The sequence below is a fragment of the Haloarcula salina genome (assembly GCF_049603855.1).
Classification (GTDB): domain Archaea; phylum Halobacteriota; class Halobacteria; order Halobacteriales; family Haloarculaceae; genus Haloarcula; species Haloarcula salina_A.
Map to the genome: position 1 here is coordinate 309293 of NZ_CP187146.1, position 24898 is coordinate 334190.

The 24898-nt window shown below is 67.8% G+C and carries 27 protein-coding genes; 17 read left to right on the forward strand and 10 right to left on the reverse strand.

Annotated elements, in window-relative coordinates:
• Window positions 1-8: 8 nt before the first annotated feature.
• Window positions 9-968 carry an AAA family ATPase gene (locus ACOZ4I_RS01545; RefSeq protein WP_424002336.1) on the reverse strand — a complete coding sequence of 320 codons (960 nt, stop codon included), beginning with the start codon at window positions 966-968 and terminating at the stop codon, window positions 9-11.
• Window positions 969-1109: 141 nt separating this feature from the next.
• Between ACOZ4I_RS01545 and ACOZ4I_RS01550 the strand changes: the two genes are divergently transcribed.
• From ACOZ4I_RS01550 to ACOZ4I_RS01560, 3 genes are all read left to right on the forward strand, one after another.
• Window positions 1110-2396 carry an O-acetylhomoserine aminocarboxypropyltransferase/cysteine synthase family protein gene (locus tag ACOZ4I_RS01550; protein ID WP_424002338.1) on the forward strand — a complete coding sequence of 429 codons (1287 nt, stop codon included), beginning with the start codon at window positions 1110-1112 and terminating at the stop codon, window positions 2394-2396.
• Window positions 2393-3595 (forward strand): homoserine O-acetyltransferase MetX, encoded by a 1203-nt coding sequence (gene metX / locus ACOZ4I_RS01555; RefSeq protein ID WP_424002340.1) that lies wholly within the window; start codon window positions 2393-2395, stop codon window positions 3593-3595. Before ACOZ4I_RS01550 ends, metX begins: the two co-directional genes overlap by 4 nt.
• 71 nt (window positions 3596-3666) lie before the next feature.
• The gene (locus ACOZ4I_RS01560) at window positions 3667-3969 is read left to right on the forward strand and encodes a DUF7130 family rubredoxin-like protein (protein ID WP_424002342.1); all 303 of its coding nucleotides are present in this window, start codon (window positions 3667-3669) and stop codon (window positions 3967-3969) included.
• A 9-nt stretch (window positions 3970-3978) separates the two neighbouring features.
• Here the strand turns inward: ACOZ4I_RS01560 and ACOZ4I_RS01565 are convergent, their stop codons facing one another.
• A complete protein-coding gene (locus ACOZ4I_RS01565; protein ID WP_424002344.1) occupies window positions 3979-4554 on the reverse strand; it encodes a hypothetical protein in 576 nt (191 codons plus the stop codon).
• A gap of 90 nt (window positions 4555-4644) precedes the next feature.
• Between ACOZ4I_RS01565 and ACOZ4I_RS01570 the strand changes: the two genes are divergently transcribed.
• From ACOZ4I_RS01570 to ACOZ4I_RS01580, 3 genes are all read left to right on the forward strand, one after another.
• Complete coding sequence (locus ACOZ4I_RS01570; RefSeq protein WP_424002346.1) at window positions 4645-5526, forward strand: ketopantoate reductase family protein; 882 nt, start codon at window positions 4645-4647, stop codon at window positions 5524-5526.
• Between the two features lie 255 nt (window positions 5527-5781).
• Window positions 5782-6948 carry a galactonate dehydratase gene (gene dgoD, locus ACOZ4I_RS01575; RefSeq protein WP_424002348.1) on the forward strand — a complete coding sequence of 389 codons (1167 nt, stop codon included), beginning with the start codon at window positions 5782-5784 and terminating at the stop codon, window positions 6946-6948.
• Window positions 6949-7077: 129 nt separating this feature from the next.
• Window positions 7078-7740 carry a DUF502 domain-containing protein gene (locus ACOZ4I_RS01580; RefSeq protein ID WP_424002350.1) on the forward strand — a complete coding sequence of 221 codons (663 nt, stop codon included), beginning with the start codon at window positions 7078-7080 and terminating at the stop codon, window positions 7738-7740.
• A gap of 101 nt (window positions 7741-7841) precedes the next feature.
• Here ACOZ4I_RS01580 and ACOZ4I_RS01585 read toward each other — a convergent pair whose 3' ends face one another.
• The gene (locus ACOZ4I_RS01585; protein ID WP_424002352.1) at window positions 7842-8774 is read right to left on the reverse strand and encodes a branched-chain amino acid transaminase; all 933 of its coding nucleotides are present in this window, start codon (window positions 8772-8774) and stop codon (window positions 7842-7844) included.
• A gap of 155 nt (window positions 8775-8929) precedes the next feature.
• Between ACOZ4I_RS01585 and ACOZ4I_RS01590 the strand changes: the two genes are divergently transcribed.
• Together ACOZ4I_RS01590 and ACOZ4I_RS01595 are read left to right on the forward strand one after the other, a co-directional pair.
• A complete protein-coding gene (locus tag ACOZ4I_RS01590; RefSeq protein ID WP_424002354.1) occupies window positions 8930-9823 on the forward strand; it encodes a CBS domain-containing protein in 894 nt (297 codons plus the stop codon).
• 96 nt (window positions 9824-9919) lie between these two features.
• Window positions 9920-10654 (forward strand): N-acetyltransferase family protein, encoded by a 735-nt coding sequence (locus ACOZ4I_RS01595; RefSeq protein WP_424002356.1) that lies wholly within the window; start codon window positions 9920-9922, stop codon window positions 10652-10654.
• Between the two features lie 3 nt (window positions 10655-10657).
• Here the strand turns inward: ACOZ4I_RS01595 and ACOZ4I_RS01600 are convergent, their stop codons facing one another.
• From ACOZ4I_RS01600 to ACOZ4I_RS01615, 4 genes are all read right to left on the reverse strand, one after another.
• Window positions 10658-11725: a nucleoside recognition protein gene (locus ACOZ4I_RS01600; RefSeq protein WP_424002358.1), complete on the reverse strand. Its 1068-nt coding sequence runs from the start codon at window positions 11723-11725 to the stop codon at window positions 10658-10660.
• Window positions 11726-11789: 64 nt separating this feature from the next.
• On the reverse strand, window positions 11790-12308 hold the full coding sequence (locus tag ACOZ4I_RS01605; protein WP_424004770.1) for a magnesium transporter: 519 nt from the start codon (window positions 12306-12308) through the stop codon (window positions 11790-11792).
• Window positions 12309-12356: 48 nt separating this feature from the next.
• On the reverse strand, window positions 12357-12935 hold the full coding sequence (locus ACOZ4I_RS01610) for a magnesium transporter (RefSeq protein ID WP_424002360.1): 579 nt from the start codon (window positions 12933-12935) through the stop codon (window positions 12357-12359).
• A gap of 98 nt (window positions 12936-13033) precedes the next feature.
• Complete coding sequence (locus ACOZ4I_RS01615; RefSeq protein WP_424002362.1) at window positions 13034-13885, reverse strand: DUF7537 family lipoprotein; 852 nt, start codon at window positions 13883-13885, stop codon at window positions 13034-13036.
• A 140-nt stretch (window positions 13886-14025) separates the two neighbouring features.
• Here ACOZ4I_RS01615 and ACOZ4I_RS01620 point away from each other — a divergent pair, with 140 nt between their 5' ends.
• The 6 genes from ACOZ4I_RS01620 (at window position 14026) to ACOZ4I_RS01645 (ending at window position 19774) form a co-directional block, all read left to right on the forward strand.
• Window positions 14026-15435 (forward strand): substrate-binding protein, encoded by a 1410-nt coding sequence (locus ACOZ4I_RS01620; protein ID WP_424002364.1) that lies wholly within the window; start codon window positions 14026-14028, stop codon window positions 15433-15435.
• A 135-nt stretch (window positions 15436-15570) separates the two neighbouring features.
• Window positions 15571-16509, forward strand: coding sequence for a branched-chain amino acid ABC transporter permease (locus ACOZ4I_RS01625; RefSeq protein WP_424002366.1), 939 nt, complete (start codon window positions 15571-15573; stop codon window positions 16507-16509).
• The gene (locus ACOZ4I_RS01630) at window positions 16506-17594 is read left to right on the forward strand and encodes a branched-chain amino acid ABC transporter permease (protein ID WP_424002368.1); all 1089 of its coding nucleotides are present in this window, start codon (window positions 16506-16508) and stop codon (window positions 17592-17594) included. Before ACOZ4I_RS01625 ends, ACOZ4I_RS01630 begins: the two co-directional genes overlap by 4 nt.
• Window positions 17591-18349, forward strand: a complete 759-nt coding sequence (locus ACOZ4I_RS01635) for an ABC transporter ATP-binding protein (protein WP_424002370.1) — start codon at window positions 17591-17593, stop codon at window positions 18347-18349. The genes ACOZ4I_RS01630 and ACOZ4I_RS01635 overlap by 4 nt, the downstream gene beginning before the upstream one ends.
• Window positions 18346-19089 carry an ABC transporter ATP-binding protein gene (locus tag ACOZ4I_RS01640; RefSeq protein WP_424002372.1) on the forward strand — a complete coding sequence of 248 codons (744 nt, stop codon included), beginning with the start codon at window positions 18346-18348 and terminating at the stop codon, window positions 19087-19089. Before ACOZ4I_RS01635 ends, ACOZ4I_RS01640 begins: the two co-directional genes overlap by 4 nt.
• 1 nt (window position 19090) lies before the next feature.
• Window positions 19091-19774, forward strand: coding sequence for a thioredoxin family protein (locus tag ACOZ4I_RS01645; protein ID WP_424002374.1), 684 nt, complete (start codon window positions 19091-19093; stop codon window positions 19772-19774).
• Window positions 19775-19796: 22 nt separating this feature from the next.
• Here the strand turns inward: ACOZ4I_RS01645 and ACOZ4I_RS01650 are convergent, their stop codons facing one another.
• The gene (locus tag ACOZ4I_RS01650; RefSeq protein ID WP_424002376.1) at window positions 19797-20195 is read right to left on the reverse strand and encodes a universal stress protein; all 399 of its coding nucleotides are present in this window, start codon (window positions 20193-20195) and stop codon (window positions 19797-19799) included.
• 140 nt (window positions 20196-20335) lie between these two features.
• Entirely contained in the window at window positions 20336-21745 is a 1410-nt protein-coding gene (locus ACOZ4I_RS01655) for a signal recognition particle protein Srp54 (protein WP_424002378.1), read from the reverse strand.
• Between the two features lie 119 nt (window positions 21746-21864).
• On the opposite strand from ACOZ4I_RS01655, the gene ACOZ4I_RS01660 reads away from it, so the two are divergent.
• From ACOZ4I_RS01660 to ACOZ4I_RS01670, 3 genes are read left to right on the forward strand one after another with little or no spacing between them, the layout of a single operon-like run.
• A complete protein-coding gene (locus ACOZ4I_RS01660) occupies window positions 21865-22773 on the forward strand; it encodes an AEC family transporter (protein WP_424002380.1) in 909 nt (302 codons plus the stop codon).
• A gap of 39 nt (window positions 22774-22812) precedes the next feature.
• Window positions 22813-23187, forward strand: coding sequence for a cupin domain-containing protein (locus tag ACOZ4I_RS01665; protein ID WP_424002382.1), 375 nt, complete (start codon window positions 22813-22815; stop codon window positions 23185-23187).
• Between the two features lie 49 nt (window positions 23188-23236).
• Window positions 23237-23887 carry a bifunctional 4-hydroxy-2-oxoglutarate aldolase/2-dehydro-3-deoxy-phosphogluconate aldolase gene (locus tag ACOZ4I_RS01670; RefSeq protein ID WP_424002384.1) on the forward strand — a complete coding sequence of 217 codons (651 nt, stop codon included), beginning with the start codon at window positions 23237-23239 and terminating at the stop codon, window positions 23885-23887.
• Between the two features lie 78 nt (window positions 23888-23965).
• Here the strand turns inward: ACOZ4I_RS01670 and ACOZ4I_RS01675 are convergent, their stop codons facing one another.
• On the reverse strand, window positions 23966-24472 hold the full coding sequence (locus ACOZ4I_RS01675) for a cell wall anchor protein (RefSeq protein ID WP_424002386.1): 507 nt from the start codon (window positions 24470-24472) through the stop codon (window positions 23966-23968).
• Between the last annotated feature and the right edge of the window lie 426 nt (window positions 24473-24898).

Sequence of the window (24898 nt, forward strand, 5' to 3'; positions counted from 1 at the left end):
GGGCCGTCTCAGCGGCCGGGGCTGACCGCGGGCACTTCGACGCTGTCGACCACGTCCCGGACGACCGTGACGGGGTCGACGCCGCGGACCCCAGCGTCGGCGGTCAGGACGAGGCGGTGGGCGAAGGCCTGCTCGACGACCCCCTTCACGTCGTCGGGGACGGCGTAGTCCCGGCCGTCGATGACGGCGGCGGCGCGGGTCGCCTCGAAGAGGCGCTGGATGCCACGCGGGGAGACGCCCACGTCGACGCGGTCGTCCTCGCGGGTGGCCCGCCCGAGTTCGACCACGTAGTCCCTGAGTTTCCCGTCGACGGTGACCGTCTCGACGGCGCGCTGGAGCGCGGGGATGCGCTCGCCGTCGATGACGCCGGTGACGCTCGGGGCCTGCTCGGTGCGGTCGGCCCGCCGGTCGATGAGTTCGCGCTCGCCGGCGAAGTCGGGGTAGCCCATCGAGGTCTTGACGATGAAGCGGTCGCGCTGAGCCTCAGGCAGGCCGAAGGTCCCCTCCTGCTCGACGGGGTTCTGCGTGGCGATGACGAAGAACGGCTCGGGCAGTTCGTGGGTCACGCCGTCGACGGTGACCTGCTTCTCGCCCATCGCCTCCAGCAGGGCGGCCTGGGTCTTCGGCGGCGCGCGGTTGATCTCGTCGGCCAGCACGACGTTCGCGAAGACGGGACCGGGCTGGAAGTCGAACTCGCCGGTGGCCTCGTCGAAGACGTTCGAGCCGGTGATGTCGGCCGGCAGGAGGTCCGGCGTGAACTGCACGCGCGTGAACGAGAGGCCGAGCGCCGTCGCGAACGACCGGGCGGTGAGCGTCTTGCCCGTGCCGGGCACGTCCTCCAGCAGGACGTGGCCCCGGGCGAGGACGCCGGTCATGACCGTTTCGAGAAACCGATCGTCGGCGACGACGGCGTTCCCGACGGCGTCGAGGATCTGCCGGCTGGTCCGGCCGGCGGTCTCGTGGTCCATACCGGCGTGTGGACAGCCTCCGACAAATACCCACTCACTATCGGTCGGTAGCGTCCGATTCCCCTGTGACGGCTCCGCACTGTCAGAGAGTTTTGCCGTAACTGGTAGTTATAGATGCGTGGAGATATATGCACGTGGTACATGACTGACTACGGATTCGGGACGCGCTGTGTCCACGCCGGCCAGGAGGAGCCGGACCCCGCGACGGGGGCACGCGCGCCGCCCATCTACCAGACCTCGTCGTACGTCTTCGAGGACGCGGAGACGGCGGCCGAGCGGTACGCGCTGGAGGACCAGGGCAACGTCTACTCCCGGTTCGACAACCCCACTGTCAGGACCCTCGAAAAGCGCCTCGCGTCGCTGGAGAACGGCGTCGACGCCGTCGCCACCGGGTCGGGGATGGCCGCGCTCGACGCCGGGACGCTCGTGCTCGCCGAGGCCGGCGACAACGTGGTGTCCGCCTCGTCGATCTACGGCGGAACCCACGCCTACCTCACCCACACGGCCAGTCGCCGGGGTATCGAGTCCCGGTTCGTCGACACGCTGGACCCGGACGCCTACGCCGCGGCCATCGACGACGACACGGCCTACGTCCACTGCGAGACCATCGGGAACCCATCGCTCGTCGTCCCGCCCCTCGAAGAGATCGCCGAGGTGGCCCACGACCACGGCGTCCCGCTGTTCGTCGACAACACCTTCGGGACGCCCGCGCTCTGTAACCCGCTCGACCACGGCGTCGACGTCGTCTGGGAGTCGACGACGAAGTGGATTCACGGCTCCGGAACGACGGTCGGCGGCGTCCTCGTCGACGGCGGCTCGTTCCCGTGGGGCGAGTACCCCGAGAAGTACCCCGAACTCGGCGCGCCGAACGCGGCGTTCAACGACACGGACTTCTCGGAGGCCTTCGGCGACCGCGCGTTCACCGTCGCCGCCCGCCAGCGGGGCCTCCGCTCGCTCGGCGACGGCCAGAAGCCCTTCGACGCGTGGGCGACCCTCCAGGGCTCGGAGACGCTCTCGCTACGGATGGAACGACACTGCGAGAACGCGATGACCGTCGCCGAGCACCTGCGGGACCACCCCGACGTGGCGTGGGTCACCTACCCCGGCCTCGAATCGCACGAGACCCACGACCTCGCGACGGAGTACCTCTCGGGCGGCTTCGGCGGCATCGTCACCTTCGGTCTCGAAGGCGGCTACGAGGCGAGCCAGCGCTTCTGCGAGGAGACCGACCTCGCGCAGTTCCTCGCCAACATCGGCGACGCGAAGACGCTGGTCATCCACCCCGCGAGCACCACGCACGCACAGCTCACCGAGGAAGAACAGCGCGCCAGCGGCGTCAGTCCGGACCTCGTGCGGATGAGCGTCGGCATCGAGGACCCCGAGGACATCCTCGCGGACGTCGACGACGCAATCGAGCGTGTGACATGAACGTCGAACACGGCACGGTCTCGGTGGGCGAGTTCGAGTTCGACTGCGGGGAGACGATTCCCGACCTCGAACTCGCCTACGAGGCCTACGGCGAGTTCGACGGCGAGAACGCCGTCCTGGTCTGTCACGCGCTGACCGGAAGCGCCCACGTCGCCGGCCGCGACCGGGTCGACAGCGCCGACCAGGCCCGCGCCTGGTGGGACGACATCGTCGGGCCGGGCAAGGCCATCGACACCACGGAGTACTACGCCATCTGCGTGAACGTCCCCGGGTCCTGTTACGGGTCGACCGGCCCGGCCAGCGAGAACCCCGAGACGGGCGAGCCCTACGGCACGGACTTCCCGCCGGTCACCGTCCGCGACTGGACCGAGGCCCAGCGCGCCCTGCTCGACGCGCTCGGCGTCCCGCACCTCCACGCCGTCGTCGGCGGGAGCGTCGGCGGCATGAACGTCCTGGAGTGGGCGAAACGCCACCCCGACCACGTCGAGCGCATCGTCCCCATCGCCACCGCCGCGCGGCTGGACCCGCAGTGCCTCGCGCTCGACGCCATCGCCCGGCGGGCCATCACGACCGACCCGAACTGGAACCGGGGGCACTACTACGACGGCGACCCGCCGAGCGACGGCCTCGCCCTGGCCCGCCAGCTCGGCCACGTGATGTACCTCTCGAAGGCGTCGATGGAACAGAAGTTCGGCCGCCGCGCCGCCGGCCGCGACGCCGTCCGCACGTTCCCCGTCGACGCCGCCGGGTCGTTCTTCCCGTACCGCGACGTGGAGTCCTACCTCGATTACAACGCCGAGAAGTTCACCGAGCGCTTCGACGCCAACAGCTACCTCTACCTGACGCGGGCGATGGACAACTACGACCTCGCCGCGGGCTTCGACTCCGATGCGGACGCGCTGGCGGCCTTCGACGGCGAGGCGCTCGTGATGTCCTTTACCGCCGACTGGCACTTCACCACCCAGCAGGCCGAGGCGCTGGCCGACTCGCTCCGCGAGGCCGACGCGGGCGTCGCCCACCACGTCATCGACTCCGACCACGGCCACGACGCGTTCCTCGTCGAACCGGACAACGTCGGCCCGCCGCTGTCGGACTTCCTCGACGCCGGCGTCGACGGCAAGGCCGTCACCGACTCGGTGGTCGAAGACAGCGAGGAGAGCAACTTCGCGCCGGTCCACAACAGCCTGTTCTCGCGGTGAACACCGCGCACGCAGTGGTCCTGCACGACCACGCTAGTCTTTATCACATCTCGGCGCGTCAGTAATTCTGTATGGGCGACATGCGAACGAACATCGAGAGCGAGGAGTATTCGTTCGGACAGACGGTGTTCGACGACGAGGGGAACAGGCTCGGGACCATCCGCGGCTTCGACGAGCACGGCTTCTACGTCACCGTCGAGGACGGCATCGAGGCGCTGTCGAGCGAGCACCTCAAATCGGGCAGCGCCGGCGAGGCGGAACTGATGTGGCGCTGCTGGGAGTGTGGCGAGATGGGCGAACTGGACGAGATGCCCGAGGAATGCCCGGACTGTGGCGCGCCCAAAGAGGACATTTACTACTGGAAAGAGGACTGACTGCGGTCGCTACCGTTCCCGCTCGATCCGGTCGCCGTCGAGCGCGGCGACGGCCGCTCGCACGTCCTCGACCGCCGAGGGCGGCAGCGAGAACCTGAGCGTCGTCCAGTCGCGCTCGACGATCACTCGTCCCGCGGCGTCACAGACAACGACGTAGCGGAGTGCGTCGCCGTGGACCCGGGCCAGCGCGTCGAACGTCTCGTCCGTCAGCGGGACGCGCCCGGTCGTGTGGTCGTCCGCCGCCGTCACGTCGCGGTGACCGGCCAGCGTCTCCACGGCAAATCGCTCGCCGCCGGGGTCGGCGCGCCGGCCCAGGCCGAGGTTGACGAACGCCGCGTCGGGCGTGCGCGGTGTCGCATCGAGCACGGCCGCGAGCACGTCCAGCCCGATGGCCTCGTCAGGGGCCGTTAGTTCCAGTCGGTACTGCGACTCCCCACCGGGCCACGTCGGTCCCTCGCGTTCCTCGTCCAGTTGCTCCCACGCGTCGACGATGGCGTCGGTGAGCCGGTCGACGCCGATGTCGTCGATGGCGCGGACCACCGCTGCGGCCTCGCTCTCTGCGTCGTCGTGGTCGTCGTCGCTCATGCCCGACCGTTCGCCGCTCGCGTGCAAGTGCGTGCTGGTCGAGGGCCGCCGGTGGTAGCTTTTTGTTCGGGCCGGCCCTCCCCGTATCTGATGGACATCGTCGTCATGGGTGCCGGCAGCCTCGGGAGCCTCCTCGGGGGGCTGCTCGCCCGGGAACACGACGTGACGCTGGTCGGCCGGGAGCCCCACGTGAGCCGGGTCGCCGACGAGGGCCTGTCGGTCGTCGGGACCGAGCAGTTCCGGGTGTTTCCCGACGCGCGGACCGACCCGCCCGCCGGCGCGGACCTCGCGCTGGTGACGGTGAAGGCCTACGACACCGCCGACGCCGCCGCGGCACTGGCCGACTGCGCGCTCGACGCCTGTTGCTCGCTCCAGAACGGGCTGGGCAACGAGGAGACGCTCGCCGCGGCCCTCGACTGTCCGGTGCTCGCGGGGACGTGCTCGTACGGCGCTCGCCTCCGCGAACCCGGCACCGTCGCGTTCACCGGCCGCGGCGAGGTGGTCCTGGGCGAGCGCGAGGGCGGGGGCTCGCCGGTCGCGGACGAGGCGGGCGCGGCGTTCCGGGACGCCGGCGTCGAGACGACCGTCGCGACCGACATGCCGACGCGCCTCTGGGAGAAACTCGCGGTCAACGCCGGCATCAACGCGGTGACGGCGCTCGCCCGCGTCGAGAACGGCGCACTCGCGGACCCGCCGGCCGACGACCTCGCCGCCGACGCCGCCCGCGAGACGGCAACGGTCGCGCGCGAGCACGGGATCGACCTCTCGGACGCCCGCGCCGTCTCACTGACCGAGGACGTGATCGAACGGACCGCCGCCAATCGCTCCTCGATGCATCAGGACGTTGCGGCCGGTCGGCGGACGGAGATCGACGCGATCAACGGGTACGTCGTCGACGCGGCGGCGAGTCCGGTCCCGGTGAACGAGACGCTGACGCGACTGATTCGCACGTGGGAATCGGGCGCGCTGTGAGTCGAGGCGCTGCCTCGGGGTGACCGTTGCTACCGCTGGCGCTTCGGCCCGGTCGCCGAAGACCGTCTCGAAGGGACTAGCGGGACGGCCGTTCGCAGTTCCGGCGGCGAGGGCACAATCGTTAACTCCGCGCTGGTCGACGGGTCCGACGATGCACACACGCTCAGCTCCGATGGGGAACGCCTCGGTACGTCGCGGTCCCGCGAGCCGGCCCGGATCGACGCTCGGTGGCTGTCTGACGGGAGGACAGAAGCCATGAGCGACGGTGGGAATCGCGTCGTCGACTACGAACTGTTCGAGGTCCCGCCCCGGTGGCTCTTCCTGCGACTGGAGACCGAGGACGGGACGGTCGGCTGGGGGGAGCCGGTCGTCGAAGGGCGGGCCCACACCGTCCGTGCCGCGGTCGAGGAACTGCTCGATTCCTACCTGCTCGGCGAGAACCCCGAGGACATCGAGGATCACTGGCAGGCGATGTACCGCGGCGGCTTCTACCGCGGCGGTCCGGTCCTGATGTCGGCCATCGCTGGCATCGACCAGGCCCTGTGGGACATCAAGGGCAAACAGCTCGGCGCGCCGGTCCACCAGCTCATGGGCGGCGCGGCCCGGGACCGCATCCGCGTCTACCAGTGGATCGGCGGCGACGAGCCCTCGGACGTGGCCGACGCCGCGCGCGAGCAGGTCGACGCCGGCTTCACGGCGCTGAAGATGAACGCCACGCCGGAGATCGAGCGCATCGACGACCCGGCGACGGTCGAGGCGGCCGCGACGCGCCTGCGCCAGGTCCGCGAGGCCGTCGGTTCCGAGGTCGACATCGGCGTGGACTTCCACGGCCGCGTGACGAAGCCGATGGTCAAGCGCCTGGCCTCGGCGATGGAGCCCTACGACCCGATGTTCATCGAGGAGCCGGTCCTGCCGGAGCACAACGACGCGCTGCCGGCCATCGCCGCCAGCACGGACATCCCCATCGCCACGGGCGAGCGGATGTACTCGCGCTGGGACTACAAGCAGGTGTTCGAGGACGGCTCCGTCGACCTCATCCAGCCGGACCTCTCGCACGCCGGCGGCATCACCGAGGTGAAGAAGATCGCGGCGATGGCGGAGGCCTACGACGTGGCGATGGCCCCCCACTGCCCGCTCGGTCCCGTCGCGCTGGCCTCTTGCGTGCAGGTCGACGCCTGCTCACCCAACGCGCTCATCCAGGAGCAGAGCATCGACATCCACTACAACGAGACCTCGGACGTGCTCGACTACCTCGCCGACCCGTCGGTCTTCGAGTACGAGGACGGCTTCGTCACCGTCCCGACGGACCCCGGTCTCGGCATCGAGATCGACGAGTCGTTCGTCCGCGAGCAGGCCGAAAAGGACGTGGACTGGCACAACCCGATCTGGCGACACGACGACGGCAGCGTCGCCGAGTGGTAGCCGGGCGGTCGGAATCCGGGCCTCGTCTCGCCGTCTCAGTCAGGCCAGCAGGACCAGCAGTCCGTCAGCCGGCCGGCGTCGCGGTGTCTAAAGGAAAGGGCTGATAGTCCGCGCCCGACAGGTATAGATATGGCCTCGTCCACGTCGTGGAAGCGCGATTTCGCGAGCGGGCTCATCATCCTGTTGCCCCTGCTGGTGACGATTTACGTCATCGTCTATCTCTACGGTATCCTCGCCTCTGCGGCGGTCATTCCGGCGATCGACGCCGAACTCCTGTCGGCACTCGGGCTCCCCTCCAGCGCCGGGTTCGTCGAGTTCGCCCGCGTGTTCACCACGCTCGTGATCTTCATCCTGATCGTCTTCTCGATCGGGTATCTGATGCGGACGGCCGTCGGCGACCTCGTCGAACGGGCCATCGACGACGTGATGAACCACGTGCCAGGGCTCCGGGTCGTGTACAACGCCTCGAAGATGGCGGTCGAGACGGCCCTCTCGGGCACCGAGGAACTCCAGTCGCCGGTGAAACTCGAGGTGTGGGACGGGATGCGGATGACGGCGTTCAAGACGGGCAAGACGACCGAGGACGGTCGAGAGGTGCTCTTCTTGCCGACCGCGCCGAACATCACGACCGGCTACGTCCTCGAAGTGGAGCCACACCGCTACGAGGAGATCGACGAGCGAGTCGAGGACGCGCTGACGCGCATCCTGAGCGCCGGCTTCGGCGATACGAACCGCAACGCCGGCGGCACGCCGATTCCGGTCGCTGACGAGGAAGAGTACGCAGACGACTGACGGTCTGGATCGCGTGACCGGCCATCGCCGGTGGGTGTGCAGGAAAACTGACCGCGTCGGGCGGTCGCACGGGAGAATCGGCCCCGCTCAGGTGAGCGCGCTCAGATGTAGCGGAACCACTCTTCGCGGTCGCCGCTGTCGATGAGGTCGAAGAACGCTGTCTGGATGTCGTCGGTGACAGGGCCTTTCGTCCCCGAACCGATCTCGTTGTCGTCGACGCTACGGATGGGCGTCACTTCCGCGGCCGTGCCCGTGAAGAACAGCTCGTCGGCGGTGTACAGTTCGCCCCGGGAGATGGTGGCCTCCTCGTGGACGGTGTAGCCCAGTTCCTCGGCGAGCGTGATGGCGGTGTTGCGGGTGATGCCCTCGAGGATGCTCTCGGCCAGCCCGGGCGTGTAGATCTCGCCGTCGCGGACGACGAAGACGTTCTCGCCCGGTCCCTCGGCGACGTTGCCCTCCTTGTTCAGGACGATGGCCTCGGTGTAGCCGTTGCGGCGCGCCTCCTCGCCGGCGAGCATGCTGTTGACGTACAGGCCCGTGGTCTTGATGTTCGTCGGGATCTGGCTGGAGGCGTGCTTGCGCCAGGACGACACCATCACGTCGACGCCCTCCTCAAGGGCCTCCTCGCCGAGGTACGCGCCCCACGGCCAGGCTGCGACGACGGTCCGCGTCGGGCAGTTCTTCGGGCTGACGCCCAGCGAGTCGAAGCCGTAGTAGACGATGGGGCGGATGTAACACGACTCGAAGCCCTCAGAGCGGATGAGTTCCGTCGTCGCCTCGGTGAGTTCCGCCTTGCTGAACTCGATGTCGAGGTCGTAGGGCTTTGCCGACTTGTACAGGCGGTCGAGGTGCTCCTCCCAGCGGAAGATCGCCGGGCCCTGTTCGGTGTCGTAACAGCGCACGCCCTCGAAGACGCCGGTCCCGTAGTGGAGCGCGTGGGTGAGGACGTGGGTCTGTGCGTCCTCGAAGTCGACGAACTCGCCGTCCATCCAGATTCGGTCGGCCCCTTCGAACATCTCCGGGCGGTCGCTCATCGAGCGGCCCTCCCGGCGGGGTGGCAGTCGCGGTGACCGCGTGTCGTCTCGACGTGTGTCATATTTACCCCATTGATGTCCGTGTTTAAGAGTGTTGACGGTCCGCGCGCGACCTGGGCGGACTGTTATACGTTTGCCACGTGTGCCCCCACACGATGCTCGTCCCACTGCCTGTCAGAGACGTTATGCGAACCCCGGTCGCGACGATCGGGCCGGACGCCACGGTCGTCGAGGCGGCTCGCCGACTCCGCGACGAGGGAATCGGCTCGCTCGTCGTCGAGGCGGACGGCGACTGCGTGGGTATCATCACCGAGAGCGACGTCGTGGCGGTCACCGCCGAGGAGGGCGACACGGCCGCGCTGACCGTCGGCGACGTGATGGCCGAGGCGCTGGTGACCGTCGCCCCCGACGCGGACATTGAGACGGCCGTCGAGCGACTGCGAACGCACAACATCAAGAAACTCCCGGTGATCGAGGACGGGTCGCTGGTCGGGATCATCACGACGACGGACCTCTCGAACTACATCCCGCACGTCTCGCGACCGACGCCGACGGGTGACCTGCCCTCCCAGCGCACGCGGTTCACCCGCCCGGACACGCTCTACGAGAACGAGGACTGGAAGTTCGAGAGCTACGGAACGGCCGACGGCATCGACGTGGGGGATCACGTCCGCTTCAGCAAGACGCTCTCGCAGTCCGACGTGGAGGCGTTCGCCGAGGCCAGCGGCGACACCAACCGCCTCCACCTCGACGAGGCGTTCGCCGAGGGGACGCGCTTCGGCCGGCGGATCGCTCACGGGACACTCGTCTCCGGCGTCATCAGCGCGGCGCTGGCCCGACTGCCGGGACTGACCATCTATCTCTCGCAGGAACTGAGCTACCGCGGCCCCGTCGACATCGGCGACCGGGTCACGGCCCACTGCGAGGTCGTCGAGCGCATCAAGGACGATCGGTTCCGCCTGACCACGGCCGTCGACGACGAGACCGGTGACTGCGTGGTGGAAGGCGAGGCCGTCGTCATCTCGGACCCGATCCCGGAGAGCGCCTGAGCGCCGTCCCACACCGTGTCCGAGGTCGCGGCGGCAGCTCGTGTTTCCTGTTACCAAATAACAATGATTAAGCACCTGCCAGATCATACCCCCGATATGGACGCAGTTGAACGGCCGACGTTCGAAACGACGGCGGCGATGGAGGTGTACCAGCTCGTCGAACGGCACGGGACTGCGGCGCGCCACCGGGTCCGGGAGATGGCAGACCTCGACCCCGAAGCGTTCGAGGAGGCGCTGAACCACCTGCTGTCGAAGGGGTACATCAGGGACGACGGCGGGACGCTGATGCTGGCGCTCGACGTGGGATCCGTCGAGGAGCACGAGACCGAGGGCCTGACCTACACGATCCGTCCGGCGCGCAACGACGACTTCGAGGGGCTCGTTCAGACAATCCGCGACGTATCGAGCGACGGGACGTACGTAGTCGCCGAGAGCATCGCCGAGCAGTTGCTGTACGAGGACGCCGTCACGCGGCACAACACCGTCGAGTCGCGCGTGTTCTTCGTCGCCACGGTCGACGGCGAGGTGATCGGCTGGTGTCACCTCGACCTGCCCCAGCTCGACAAGCTCCGGGAGACGGCACAGCTCACTGTCGGGGTGAGAGACGAGTACCGCGGCCACGGCGTCGGGAGCCAGCTGATGCACCGCGGGCTCGACTGGGCGAAGGCCAACGGCTACCGGAAGCTGTACAACAGCGTCCCGGCCATCACGGAGAGCGCGATGGTGTTCCTAGAGGAGCACGGCTGGAACACCGAGGGCATCCGCAAGAACCACTACACCATCGGCGGCGAGGAGGTCGACGAAGTGATGATGGCCTACACGTTCGACTAGCGCTCAGAGCAACAGGGCCAGCGCCGCCGCGATCCAGACGATTTTCAGCGCCGTGTTCACCGCGACGACCTTCGTCCCGAACTCCCGGCCCCAGATACCGAACTGGAACGGGATGGAGCGCTTGAACGTGGAGACGGCAAAGGAGATGATGCCGCCGACGAGCATCGTCGCCACCGCCGTCCGCGCCGTGAACGTCCCGTTCCTGATGAGCGGCGCGATGACCGTCGCGCCAGACGTGGTGTCGAGCGCGTACGCCGCGATGACGGGAATCGCCGCGCCGGGGAGACCGAGCAGGCCCGCGAAGCCGTCCGCGGCTGCGGTGACGCCCGCCGCGTCCCGTCCGACGAAGGCGAGGATCTCGTCGCCGTAGGCCACGAGCAGCGAGACGACGGCGTAGATGACCGCCAGCCGCGGGAGGATGTCCCTGACCTTCTCGCCCGTCTCGGCGAGAGCGGTTCGGACGGCTGTGCGGCGACTCGCCGGCGGGTCGTCGAGCACGTCGGCGGGATCGGTCTCGCTTCCCGTCGCGCTCGGGTCGGCCGTCCCGCCGTCCGGTGACGCGTCGGGGTCGGCCGCCGAGCGACCGACGTTCGACGCGTCGAGCAGGAGCGCCCCCCCGGCGATGCCGGTCAGCGTGATCGCCAGCGCGACCAGGCCCCGCGTCGCGACGTAGAGGACGCCGACACGGAGGCCCAGTATCGGGATCAGGACCGGCGCGTAGAACGTGACGATGTGCTGGGCGAACCCGAAGAACGTGTTGATGGTGACAGCGACGAGCGTCGCCCGGTCCGAGAGGACGCCCGACTCGCGGAAGTCCGCGAGCATGCCGTAGCCGGCCGTCGTCGAAGCCGTCGTCGTCAGGATGGCCGTCCCCACCTCGTCCGGGAGGTTCGCCGGCGCGGTGAGATAGCGCGAGACGACGGCGATCTTCTCGACGAGGCCGAACGCCACCGCGAGCTCCGCGAGGAAGACGCCCAGCGAGAGGAAGACCGTGATTCGGAGGACCCGGACGACCACGTCCGCGAGCACGGCGGTCGCGGGGTGTCCGAGGGCGGCTGCGAGCGACTGCACGCGTCGTCCTCGGGCGGTGACCGGCAAAGGCCCATCGGTCGCGTCGGCCCGAGGGGAGCCCGTCTCAGACGAGCAGGCGCACCGCGCCGAACAGCACGACGACTCCGAGCACGTCGCAGACGTTCGTGACCACCGGGATGACCACGTCGTCCGGGTCGAGCCCGAAGCGATAGGCCGCGTAGGTCGTCACCGCGGTGACGACGATGGCCAGCACCGCCAGCAGGCTCCCGCTGAGGAGCGCGACGAGGACGACCGTCGGGAGCGGGAGGGCGGTCCCGCCGAGGGCGGTCTGGACGCCCCACGCGCCCGCGCCGACGAGCGGGAAGATGGTCACCGCGAGCCCGACCGTGGCCACGGCGTTGCCCGCCAGCCGGTCGTCGGTCGCCTCGAACGACAGCAGGCCGAGGTGAAACGCCGTCGAGAGCCGGGCCGCAAGCACGCTCCCGAGGTTTCCCGCCATCCCGATGGTGACCGGCACGAGCACGAGCAGCGATGGGTAGCGCAGCAGCGTGCCCTCGAAGGTATCGAGAACGAGCCCGCTTCCGAGTTCGATAGCGGTCAGGACGAGCAAGATCGGGAACATCGTCCGGACGATCCCGGGGACCGACCACTGCGCGTCGAAGTCCGTCACTCAGCCACCCCCGAGCGCGAGGACGAGCCGCGTCGCCCCGAGCATCGTCGCGACGCCGACCACGTCGCCCGTCGTCGTCACGACCGGGCCGGCGAGCGTGTCGGGGTTGAGCCCGCGCCGGTAGCCGACGAACACCACGGAGACGACGGCGACGGTCAACAGCAGCCCGGAGACGATACCCGCGAGCAGGGCGATGGCGACCAGCGTCGCCAGCGAGGCAACGGGCCGTCCGAGCGCGACGAGGAGTGCGACGGCCATCACCGCGGCGACGCCGCTGACGAGGACGCCGTTCGCGAGCGCCGCCGCGACCGCCGCGTTGACGCGCTCGTCGTCGAAAGAGAACGTCGGCTCGATGAGCCCCTGGTGGAGCGCCGAGCCGAGCCGCCCTCCGAGCGACCCGTAGACGTTCCCGCGCGTGGCCAGCAGCGCCGGCACGAGGACGAGCAGGCCCGAGACCGCCCGGAGTTCGGCCTCCATGCCGCCGAGCACCACCCCCGCGAAGAGACCGCCGACCGCGCTGAGCGCCAGCACGGGGAGCGATTCCCGATAGGCCTCGGCGGCGACCTCGCGGAGACTCATGTACCGGTCGAACGGCGGCGCGCGAAAAAAAGCCACCTGATAGCGGGGCGCGCTCGCCCTGAGTAGCGATGGCCCGCTCGCCCGACGGCGGCCGCTGCTCACTCGGTGGTCGACCGCGCCCGGTCGTACCACGACGGGCGGCCGACTGTCGTGTTCCCGACCTCCTCGAACCGGACGGTGCGCGTGACGCGGACCCGCTCGCCGCCCGTCGTCGCGGTGTACTCGGTCCGGTAGGCCCGGACGAGCCCGTCCTCGGTGACCCTGGCGGCCAGCGTCGCGTTCCGGCGCGCCGACCACGGGGCCCCGACTTCGCCCCGACGCAGTCGGTCGCCGCTGACGACGTACTCCGTCCCGTCGCCGCTCTCGGCCCTGGCGACGCGGGTCTGGAACGGCGCGACCGTCTGGGTCACGTCGGCGGCAGGCCGGCCGTTGAGCGCGGCCGTGTGCACCCAGTAGCGCCACGTCCCGGCGTAGCTGTCAGGTGGTTCGTACTCGTTGTAGATGGTCCGGTTGTCGCGAGTCAGCTGGCGGAGGTACACGTCGCCGTCGGACCAGAACGACGCCGAGGCCGGCGGTCGGCCGAGCAACACCGGGGCCGCGTGGCCGCGCACGGAGACGTTGGCGAAGTGTGTTCTGTTGGCGTCGAGGGCGACCTCGATCCGAAGGTGCGAGCGGAGCGTGCCGTTCGCGTACCGCACCGTCCGGGTCATCTCCAGCGTGTAGCTCGTCCCGTTGAGGGTATCTGCGTGGGCAGCGCCAAGGAGCGACGGGCTGGTGACGCCGCCGGGTCCGAGGCCGACGGGATACGCTCCCACGTCGTCGCTCGGGACCGGTGCGGGTGTCACCGTCGACACTCTACCGTTCCCGCCGTCGAACGCGAACCCGCTACAGCCCGCCGTAACGACGACGATGGCGACGAGGAGGTACCGGGACGGTCGACGACCTGCCATATCATCCCTCTCCCCTCGCGGCGGGATAAACGCTCTGACGAAATCGAACCGGAGACCGCCTCGTCCGGGTTTTTCCCACAAGTGAAACATTCACTTAATCTTCCACAACTATTATGATAGATTGGCCCCCCGTATGGACTATGCCAACTGATGGCAGATCGGTTAGTCGACGACGGCTGCTGAAGAGTACGGGAATTGCAGGGGTCGCGGGTCTGACAGGACTCGCGGGATGCTCTGGTGGAGACGGTGGCGACGGCGGCGGTGATGGCGGCGACGGCGGTGGTGGAGACGGTGGCGACGGCGGCGACGGTGGTGGCAGTACCGACTACCCGTCGCTCGGGAACTTCCCCGTCGAGGGCGATACGGTCACGTTCGGGTTCAACGTCCCGCAGTCCGGGCCGTATTCCTCCGAAGGGCAGGACGAACTCCGGGCGTATCAACTGGCGAAGAAGCACCTCAACAACGGGGGTGGCTGGGTCGATAGCTTCCCGGACCTCAGCGGCGACGGCGTCCTGGGCTATACGGTCGACTCGGTGAACGGCGACACGGCGACCGACGCCGACACCGCCCGCCAGTCCGCCTCGCGGATGATCAACCGCGACGACGCGGTGATGATCTCCGGGGGCTCCTCCAGTGCAGTGGCCATCGCCGTGCAGGGTCTCTGTCAGCAGGAGAAGGTCATGTTCATGTGCTGTCTGACGCACTCGAACGACACCACCGGGAAGGACTGCGTCCGCTACAGCTTCCGGGAGATGTTCAACGCCTACATGACGGGCCAGGCGCTCGCACCGGTGCTGGAGAGCGAGTACGGCTCGGACAACTCCTTCTACCAGCTGTACGCCGACTACTCCTGGGGGCAGACCCAGCAGGAGTCGATGAACCAGTTCCTCTCCGATATCGGGTGGTCGCAGGTCGAGAGCGTCCCGACGCCGCTGGGTACCTCCGACTTCTCCTCGTACCTCTCAGAGGCCGCGAACTCGGGGGCCGACGTGCTGGTGCTGAACCACTACGGGCTGGACGGCGCGAACTCCGTCTCCCAGGCCGTCGACGCGGGCATCGACGAGGACATGGAAATCGTCGTTCCGCTGTACAACCGGCCGATGGCCCAGGCCGCCGGCGGTGCCATCGAGGGAATCTTCGGGACCATCGCGTGGGACTCCCAGATCGACAACGAACCCTCGAACACGTTCACGCAGGCGTTCATGGACGAATACGACCGGACCCCGTCCGGTCCGGCACAACTGGCCTACGCCCAGACGCTCCAGTACGCGGCCGCCGCCGAGCGAGCGGGCACGTTCTACCCGCCGGAGGTCATCCGTCAACTGGAGGGCTACGAGTACAGCAACATCGGGATGGGCGAGGAACTCATGCGCGCCTGCGACCACCAGGCACAGCGGGCCATTCCGGTCGCACGCGGCCTGCCCGAGAGCGAGCAGTCCGATGGGAACTTCATCGAGATCGTCGAACTGACCGCCCGCGACGACGTCGGATACGGCTGTGACTCCGGTCCGGCCGCCGAGTGTGAACTGGGCGACTACGGCGACGAGTAGGGACCGACCCTGACACGCCGCTCGAATCTCCTCAGGATTTATAATGCAAGGGACCGCGTTACGTGATAGATCAACATTAGTCATGATTAGAAATGAAGAATTACTGAGATACTCGCACAGTGGTGGGGTGGCACGGTGACGTTACTAGCTGACATCCTCACGCTACTATTGAACGGCCTGCAACAGGGCGCGATTTACGTCCTGCTTGCGGTCGGGCTGTCGATCATTCTCGGGACGCTGAAGTTCGTCAACTTCGCCCACGGGGCGCTGTACCTCGTGGGTGCGTACCTGGGACTGTTTATCACCACAGAAGTACCGCTGACGAACGGCCAACTGGCGGAGTGGGGCATCCAGTCCTACGGTATCGGTCTCGGGTTCATCGCCGCGCTCGTTATCGTCCCCATCGTCGTGTTCGTGATCGGTCTCCTGATGGAGCGATTCGTCGCACAGGCGTTTTACTCCCGACCGGACACCGACCAGATTCTCGTCACGTTCGGTCTGGCGATCATCGTTCAGGAGACGCTCCGGGCGCTGCTCGGCGGAAACAGCCAGCCGTTCCAGCAGCCCTCGTGGGCATCCGGCCCGATCGCGCTCCCGATCATCGGGAACTTCCCGCGGTGGCGGCTTGGCGTCATCGCCATCACGGCTGTGCTCGTACTCGGCGTCTACCTGCTGGTCGAGTACACCGACTTCGGGCTCATCGTCCAGGCCGGGACGCTCGACGGTGAGATGGTCAGACTGCTCGGGATCAAACTGAGCCGTCCGTATCTCGTCGTGTTCGGCATCGGCGCCGCACTCGCCGGCGTCGCCGGCGTGGTCGGCGGCCCGCTCGCCAACGTCAACCCCAACATCGGCACCGAACAGTTGGTGCCGGCGTTCCTGACCGTCGTCATCGGCGGCGTCGGGAAAATTGAAGGGGCCGTGGTAGCTGGCCTGATGCTGGGCACGCTGCAAGTGGCCCTCATCCAGACCGGCAACGCCGCCTGGAGTCAGGTCGGCATCTACGCGCTCGCGGCGGTCATCCTGCTGGTCCGTCCGCAGGGACTGCTGGGTTCGGAGGTGGAAGTCTCGTGAGCGACGAACCCCGCGACGCGACCCCCACCGCGACGACTGACGCGGACGAGGTCAGCGGTGGTCTCGCAGACCAGTGGGCCAACTTCCGAGACCGGGAGATATCGACGGTGCTGCTCACGCTGGTGGGCGTCGCCGTCTTCCCGTTCCTGTTCAACAACTACCTCGACGGCTACACGCAACTGGCGACGCTGATGCTCATCTACGGCATCTTCGCCATCGGGTTCGACATCCTGCTCGGGTACACCGGCCTGCTGTCGTTCGGCCACGCCGTCTTCTTCGGCGGCGCGGCCTACGCGGCCGGCATCTTCAGTGCGAGCGTCAGTAGCTCCCCGCTACTCGTTGTGCTCGCCGGCACGGTGTTCGCGGTCCTGATGGCGTGGATCGTCGGATTCCTGTCGCTCCGTCGCGGCGGGATCTACTTCGCCATCCTGACGCTGACGTTCGGCCAGATGTCGTTCTACCTCGCTGCGTCGCCGCTCGCGTTCCTCACGAACGGCGAGAACGGCTTTACGTCAGTGGACATCGGGCACCTGCTGGGCGTCGTCGACCTCCACGGCGGGGTCCCGTTCCCGCTGTCGATACTGGTCGACAACATGGTGTACGTGTTCGTGGCCGTCATCACCGTGCTGTCGGTGGCGATGGCGAACCGCATCCTGCACTCCCCGTACGGGACCGTGTTCCGTGCGATTCGCGAGAACGAGAGCCGCGCGGAGTTCGTCGGGCTAAACGTCTGGCGGTACAAGCTGATGGCGTTCATCATCTCGGCCGCTTTCGCCGGTATCGCCGGCAGCCTGTTCGCCATCGAGGGGAGCTACGTGCCCCTCGAGTCGCTGTACTGGACCGAGTCCGGGCGCATCGTCATCATGACCGTTCTCGGCGGCGTCGGGTCGCTGTTCGGGCCGCTGTTCGGCGCCGGACTGTACCTGTACATCGAGAACATCGTCAGCGGGTTCCCGACGCTGGGACCTTTCTGGCACCTCATCCTCGGTCTGGTGTTCGTCGTGATGGTCGTCCTCTTCCCCAACGGCATCTGGGGCGGTATCGACTACGTCCGGGAGAAACTCGTCGGAGGTGAGGAGTCGTGACTGTCCTCGAAACCGAGCGGCTCACCAAGCAGTTCGGCGGCCTCACGGCCGTCGACGAGGTCGACATGGCGATCGAACAGGGCGAGGGCGTCAGTCTCATCGGGCCCAACGGCGCGGGTAAGTCGACGTTCATCAACCTCGTCACCCGGCGGCTCGATCCGAGCTACGGCGAGATCCTGTTCAAGGGCGACTCCATCGTCGGGATGGAGCCCCACCAGGTCGTCCAGATGGGGATGAGCAAGTCGTTCCAGACGGCGTCGATCTTCCCGGAGCTGACCGTCGAGGAGAACGCCGTCATCGCGGCGCTCGCGGCTGAACACGGTTCGTTCCGGTTCAACTTCTTCCGCCACGAGAACGCCTATCCCGAGGTCACCAGGGTCGCCGACGAGGTCCTGAAGTCCGTCGGGCTCTACGAGGAGCGCGAGTCACAGGCCGACAGCCTCGACTACGGGAACAAGCGCCGGCTGGAGATCGGTATCGCGCTCGCCGCGGAGCCGGACATGCTGCTGATGGACGAGCCGACGGCGGGGATGTCCCCCGAGGAGACGAAATCGACCGTCGAACTCATCAAAGAGGTCAAGCGGGAACTCGACCTGACCTTCCTGCTGGTCGAACACGACATGGAGATCGTCTTCGACATCTCGGACCGCATCGTCGTCCTCAACCGCGGCTCCGTCATCGCCGAAGGAACGCCCGACGAGGTCCAGAACGACCCGGCCGTTCAGGAGGCCTACCTGGGAGGTGTCGAGGAGTGACGCTGCTCGAAGTCGAGGACATCAACGGCTACTACGGCGAGAGCCACATCATCCAGGACGTGTCGATGAACGTCGACGACGGTGAGATCACCGCGCTGCTGGGCCGCAACGGAGCGGGGAAGACGTCGACGCTGCGCTGTATCTCCGGGGCGACCCCGCCGGACGTCCGCAGCGGCTCGATCCGGTTCGCCGGGACCGACATCACGAACGAACCGCCGGAGGACATCGCCGTCCGCGGCGTCTCGCTCGTCCCCGAGGAGCGGCGGGTGTTCACCGACCTCACCGTCGCCGAGAACCTCCACCTCGCGGAGACCGTCCGCAACAAGTCCAACACCTGGGGACGGAACCTCGACTTCCGCGACGAGGGGATGTCGACCGAGGAGATCTACGAGTACTTCCCGCGCCTTGACGAGCGCCGGTCACAGAAGGCCGGGACACTCTCCGGTGGCGAACAGCAGATGCTCGCCATCGCCCGCGCGCTCCACCAGAGCACCGACCTGCTGATGCTCGACGAACCGTACGAGGGGCTGGCCCCCCAGATCATCGAGTCCGTCGAGAACGCCATCCGGCGCATCAGCGAGGACGGGACGACCATCCTGCTCGTCGAGCAGAACGCCATCGCCGCGATGAAGATCGCGGACCGGTGTTACGTCCTCGACCGCGGGACGGTCGTCTTCGAGGGGGACGCGGAGACGCTCCGAAACGACCAAGAGACGCGAGACCGCTACCTGGGTGTCTGAGATGGCGGAGACACGGCAACCGGACGCGCTGATCGACGCGCTCGAACGTGAGGGCGTCGTGGTCGTCGACCCGGAGACGGACGCGGTCAGCACGACCGAGGCCTTCGAGGCCGACCGCGAGGTGTACTACGACACCTACGTGACGATGCCCGACGACGAGTTCCACCAGTCAGTCGCCGAGGTGTTCGGCCTCGACTCCCCCGAAGCGGCGGCCGAGCGCGTCGACGAACTGGGCGTCACCCGCGAGGAGTTCGCGACGTTCCTGACGCTCCGGTCGACCGTCGAGGAGTCGTACTCCCTGCCGGAACTGACGACGATGGCCCAGATGGCGACGGAACTCGGTCCCGAGACGCCGGTGCCGGACGGGGTCGAGCACCTGGACGACGACAGCTACGAGGCGTTCGTCGAGGGTCACCGGCGGTGTGTCGTCACCGTCTGGAAGCTGTTCTGTGACCCCTGCGAAGCGATGAAAGAGCAACTCGACGACGTGCTCTCGGCGTTCCCCGAGGGCGTTCCGATCGGCGGCGTCGCGGGCGAGCGCTCGCCCGAGTTCTGCCGCTCGGTCGGCGTCAATGCGGCCCCCGCGTTCGTGCTGTTCGACGACGGGGAGCCGGTCGAGATCATCACCGGCCGGACCGACCCGTCGGCGCTCGCCGAGCGGGTCGAAGACGTCTACGGGTCCTGAGCCGGTTTTTCGGTCTCCGTTTTCAGTTCTCGTCGCCGCTACAGACCAGCACCGGCCGGTCCGTCCCGAGAATCACGCTCTGGGTGACGCTCCCGAACAGCACCTTCCCGGTCGGCGTCCGCTTGCGCCCGGCGACCACGATCATCTCCGCGTCCTGGTCGTCGGCCAGTCGGAGGATGGCGTCTGCCGGCTCGCCGCTCGACTCTTCGAGCACCACCTCGATGCCGACCTCCTCGAGGATGTCCCTGGCGTGGCGGACGGACGCCACCTGGTCGACGGAGGCTCCTTCGGGGTTGTCCTGGAAGTCGTGCAACAGCGTCACGCGAACATCGCTGTGGTCGAGTGGCATCTCGGTGATCGATTCCGCGATCGCGCGCCCACGGTCCTCGCTCTTGTCGATGCCGGCAACGATTTCGTACATGCTCGCTCCCTCGGTACGAGTGGCCTCACCTTAGTTCTGGTCCGTATATCGGGTCATCGAACGTGACAGATACCGCTGGGAACACGTTCGACCCCGTTATTTTCGGGTAACTGGTCGCCCGGGAGAAGAATCGTGCCGCCTCAGTCGCCGAACGGACCCATCCCGCCGCCGCCCATGCCGCCCATACCGCCGCCACCGCCGCCGCCCTGTTGCATCTGTTTCATCATCCGCTCCATGTCGCCGTCGCCCATGCCCTGGAACTGCTTCAGCATCTGATCCATCTGCTTGTGCTGCTGGAGGAGTTCGCGCACGCGCTCCTCGGGCTTGCCCGAGCCGCGACAGATCCGCTCGGTCCGAGACTGGCCGACGACGCGGGGGTTCTCCAGTTCCTCCTCGGTCATCGAGTCCATGATGACGTCGAAGTCCCGCATCCGCTCCTGGGTCACGTCCATCGCGTCGTCGGGCAACTGATCCATCAGGCCGCCGCCCAGCCCGGGGATCATGTCCATCACCTGGTCGAGGGGCCCCATGTTGTTCATCGTCTCCATCTGCTTGCGCATGTCCTTGAGGGTGAACTGCCCCTCCAGCATGTCCTCGGGGTCCCAGTCTTCGTCGTCGCCCTCCTGGGTTTCCTCCATCGCCCGCTCGACGCGCTCGGTGAGCTGTTTGAGATCGCCCATGCCGAGCAGTCGGGAGATGAAGCCCGAGGGCTCGAAGCGCTCGATGTCCTTGACGGTCTCACCGGAGCCCAGGAAGGCGATGGTCGAGTCCGTCTCGTTGACGGCGGCGAGCGCGCCGCCACCTTTCGCCGTCCCGTCGAGCTTGGTGATGACGACGCCGTCGATGCCGATGGCCGCCTCGAAGTCCGCGGCCTGGCTCTTGGCGCTCTGGCCCATCGCGGCGTCGAGCACGAGGAGGTTCCGGTCGGGCTGGACCTCCCGCTCGATGCGCTCGATCTGTTCGATGAGCTCCTCGTTCAGGCCGTCGCGGCCGGCCGTGTCGACGATGCGCACGTCGGCGCTCTCGGTCGCGGCGAGCCCCTCGCGGGCGATCGTCACCGGGTCGTCCTCGTCCGGGTCGCCGTAGAACTCCACCTCGGCGCGCTCGGCCATCTCCTTGGCCTGGTCGTACGCGCCGGGGCGGTCGGTGTCGGTCTGGATGATCGCGGGGCGAAGGCCCTTCGTCGAGAACCACCACGCCATCTTCGCGGCCGTCGTCGTCTTCCCCGACCCGTAGAGGCCGGCGAGCATGATGGTCTGTTCTTCGAGCGGGAGGTCGGTGGACTCGCCGACGAGGTCGACCAGTTCCTCGTAGACGATGCGCAGGACCCAGTCCCGCGGCGTCGTGCCGGCGGGGGGCTCCTCGTCGAGCGCGCGCGACTCGATGCTGTTCGAGAGGTCCTGGACGAGGCCCACGTCCACGTCCGCCTGCAACAGCGACCGCTGGATCTCCTTGACGATGTCCGCGATGTCTTCCTCTGAGAGGCGGGACTTCCCCCGGAGGTCGTCGAGGGTCCCCCGGAGCGAACTCCCGAGATCGTCGAGTACCATTGTTGCAGCGAGGTACGCGACCGCGCGGGTAAAGGCTTGCCGTCGCGTTCGGGGCCGTCTAATCCGCCAAATCTGCAGCCGACGAAAGGGTCAAGAGGGGGACCCGTCTGGACCCCAGTATGGGCGTGCTCGGACAACTGGGGTTCATGGTCGCGTTTCTCGCCGCCGGTGTCGTCGCCGGCCACCTCGGGCTCCTGACCGAGCGGCGCACCGACGTTCTCACCACGCTCGTGTTCACCGTCGCGTTGCCGTCGCTGGTGTTCCGGTCCACCTACGGGGAACCGCTGCGAGAGATCATCTCCCCCTCGCTACTGGCCGGCTTCTGGGTCGTCATCGCCGTGACGATCGGTCTCGGCTGGCTCGTTCACCGACGGCTGGAGACGGCCGATCACCGGAGCGTCTCGGTCGTCCAGTCGTATCACAGCAACATGGGCTTTCTCGGCCTCCCACTCGTCGCGGAGACGATGGGCGGCGACGCCACGACGGTCGCGAGCGTCCTCCTCGGCATCGGCTCGATCACGCACGTCCCGGTGACGGTGTTCCTGCTGGTCCGCATCAACGGGAGCGACGCCTCGATGGTCGCCGAGTGTAAGAAACTCCTCACGAACCCGGTACTCGTCGCGCTCACTGCGGGTATCGGAGCGTCGGTCCTCGGCGTGCCCGTCCCCGGTACGTTCGTCGACGCGCTCGCCGTGCCGGCGGAACTGGCGCTCCCGCTCGCGCTCCTGTGTATCGGGGCCTCGCTCGACACGGACCTGCCGGCGGCCCACGTCGAGAAGACCGCCAGCGTGGTCGCGCTGAAGGTGCTCTGGATGCCGGCGCTGGCGTGGCTGGTGTACTCCTCGCTCCCGGTCGGCTCGACCGCGCTCGGGACCGCGGTCGTGATGTTCGGCGCGCCGACCGCGGTGTCGACGTACGTCTACACGACGGAGATGGGCGGCGACGCGGCGTTCGCGTCGCTGAACGTCTTCACGTCGACGGTGGTCTCCATCGGGACACTCTCCGTCCTCGTCTGGCTGTTCGCCTGACGTGGCCACGCTTTTGCCGGCCGCCGCCCCACCGGCGGTATGGCCTACCACCAGCTCGACCCGGAGGACTTGCCGGCGACGGACGACTACCCCTGCGACCGGCGGGCCCTCTCCGAGGCCGTCGAACTCCACGCGCTCCACGCCGCTACCTACGAGATGGCTCCGGGCGAACAGCTCCCCCGGACCTACCACTACCACGAGCACCGCGAGGAACTGTTCTACGTCGTCGAGGGGACGCTTCACGTCGAGACGCCGGAACGGGAGTACGAGGTGCCCGCGGGCGAGGTGTTCGTCGCGGAGCCGGAGAGTCCGCACCGCGCGCACAACCCCGACGACGCCGCGGCGTCGGTGCGCGTGCTGGGTGTCGGTGCGCCGCCGACCGACATCGCGCTGCCGTACGATCCCGACGAGTAGGGCGGGCCCTTCAGTCACGCTTTTGGGCCACCCCGTCGCAGGTGCGCCCATGACGAGCAAGCAAGCGGTCCAGCAGAAACTGGTCGACAGCGGCGTCACGGCGGTCCTGCGCGGGATCCCCGAGGAGAAGATGGTGGACGTGGCGACGGCCGTCCACGAGGGCGGCGTCACTGCGCTGGAACTCACCGCCGACGCCAAGCGCTGTTCGGACATGATCGCCGCCGTCGACAAGGCGCTCTCCGATACCGACGCCGTCATCGGTGCCGGGACGGTCATGGACGCCGCTGCGGCGCGGAACGTCATCGAGGCCGGCGCGGAGTTCGTCCTCGCGCCGAACCTCAACGAGGACGTCATCGACGTGTGCAACCGCGAGGGCGTCGTCGTCATCCCCGGCGTCATGACGCCGACGGAGGCCGCCGACGCGATGGAGGCCGGCGCGGACATCCTGAAGATGTTCCCCGCGAAGACGGTGGGCCCGGGCCACATCGGCGCGATTCAGGGGCCGCTGGGCGACGTGCCGATCATGCCGACCGGCGGCGTCTCGACGGACAACGTCGACGACTTCTTCGACGCCGGGGCGGTCGCCGTCGGAGCGGGCTCGGCGCTGGTCAACTACGAGGCCATCGAGAACGACGACATGGACGGCGTGCGCGAACAGGCGGCGGAGTTCGTCGCCGCGGTCGAAGCCGCCCGAGAATAGCAACGCAACACGGCCCCGACGGAAACCGGGAGATTCCCGGCCCGACGGATCGAACGGCGGTTCGGAACGACTCCGGCGTTACTCTTCGGTCTCGGTCGCCGTCTCGTTGCCGGGCGTGGCCGTCTCGTTTCCGAGCGAGGTCTCGTTGCCGGGCGTGGCGGTCTCGTTGCCAAGCGAGGTTTCGTTACCGGGCGTGGCGGTCTCGTTTCCGAGCGAGGTCTCGTTGCCGGGCGTCCCCGTTTCGTTGCCGATCGACGTCTCGTTGCCCGACATTCCGGTTTCGGTCGTCGTGCCGGTGTCGGTCTCGTTAGTCAGCCCCGTGTCGGTGTCGGTGGTTTCGCCAATCTCCGATTCGGTCTCGGTGGTTTCGCCCATCTCGGACTCGGTTTCGGTGGTCTCACCCATGCCCGACTCGGTCTCGGTGGTCTCGCCCATACCGGACTCGGTCCCCGTCCCCGGGCCTTCGGCACCGCCGCCCTCGGTCGGGGTTCCGCTACTTCCGCTGTCGCTACAGCCGGCGAGGGCGACGAGCGCCCCACCGGCGAGTTTGATGACGTTCCGTCGTGTACTGCTCTGGCTTCCCATAGCGTTTCACCGAACGATATCGGGGCAGTTTATGAATGACCTGCTAAGGATCGACTGTGCGGACGACGGTGCGTCTTAGCACCGTCCGAACGCACACGGTGACGCTGTCAGAGTCGAAATTCTGGCGATAAATCGACTCTACGGCACGACTGCGGACTCGTCGCGGCCCGCGGTGGCCGTTTCGATCCGGCCGGGTTCGAGTCCGCAAGCCGGTGTCAGGGCGGCTGTGAGTAAATCCGCGATTCACTCTCGAAACGCGGGATTATCGCGCTGAACGGTCCGGGACTCCGCCCGCCTCGGACCGTTTCGCTCGTCGCGTCTCCGCCCGAAGTCGGGACGAGACTCACGAAATCGGGCCCGACTGGTAATCTCACCCACTGCTATTGTGTCGGACACTCTCATAGGGAGGCGAACAGTCAGATATAT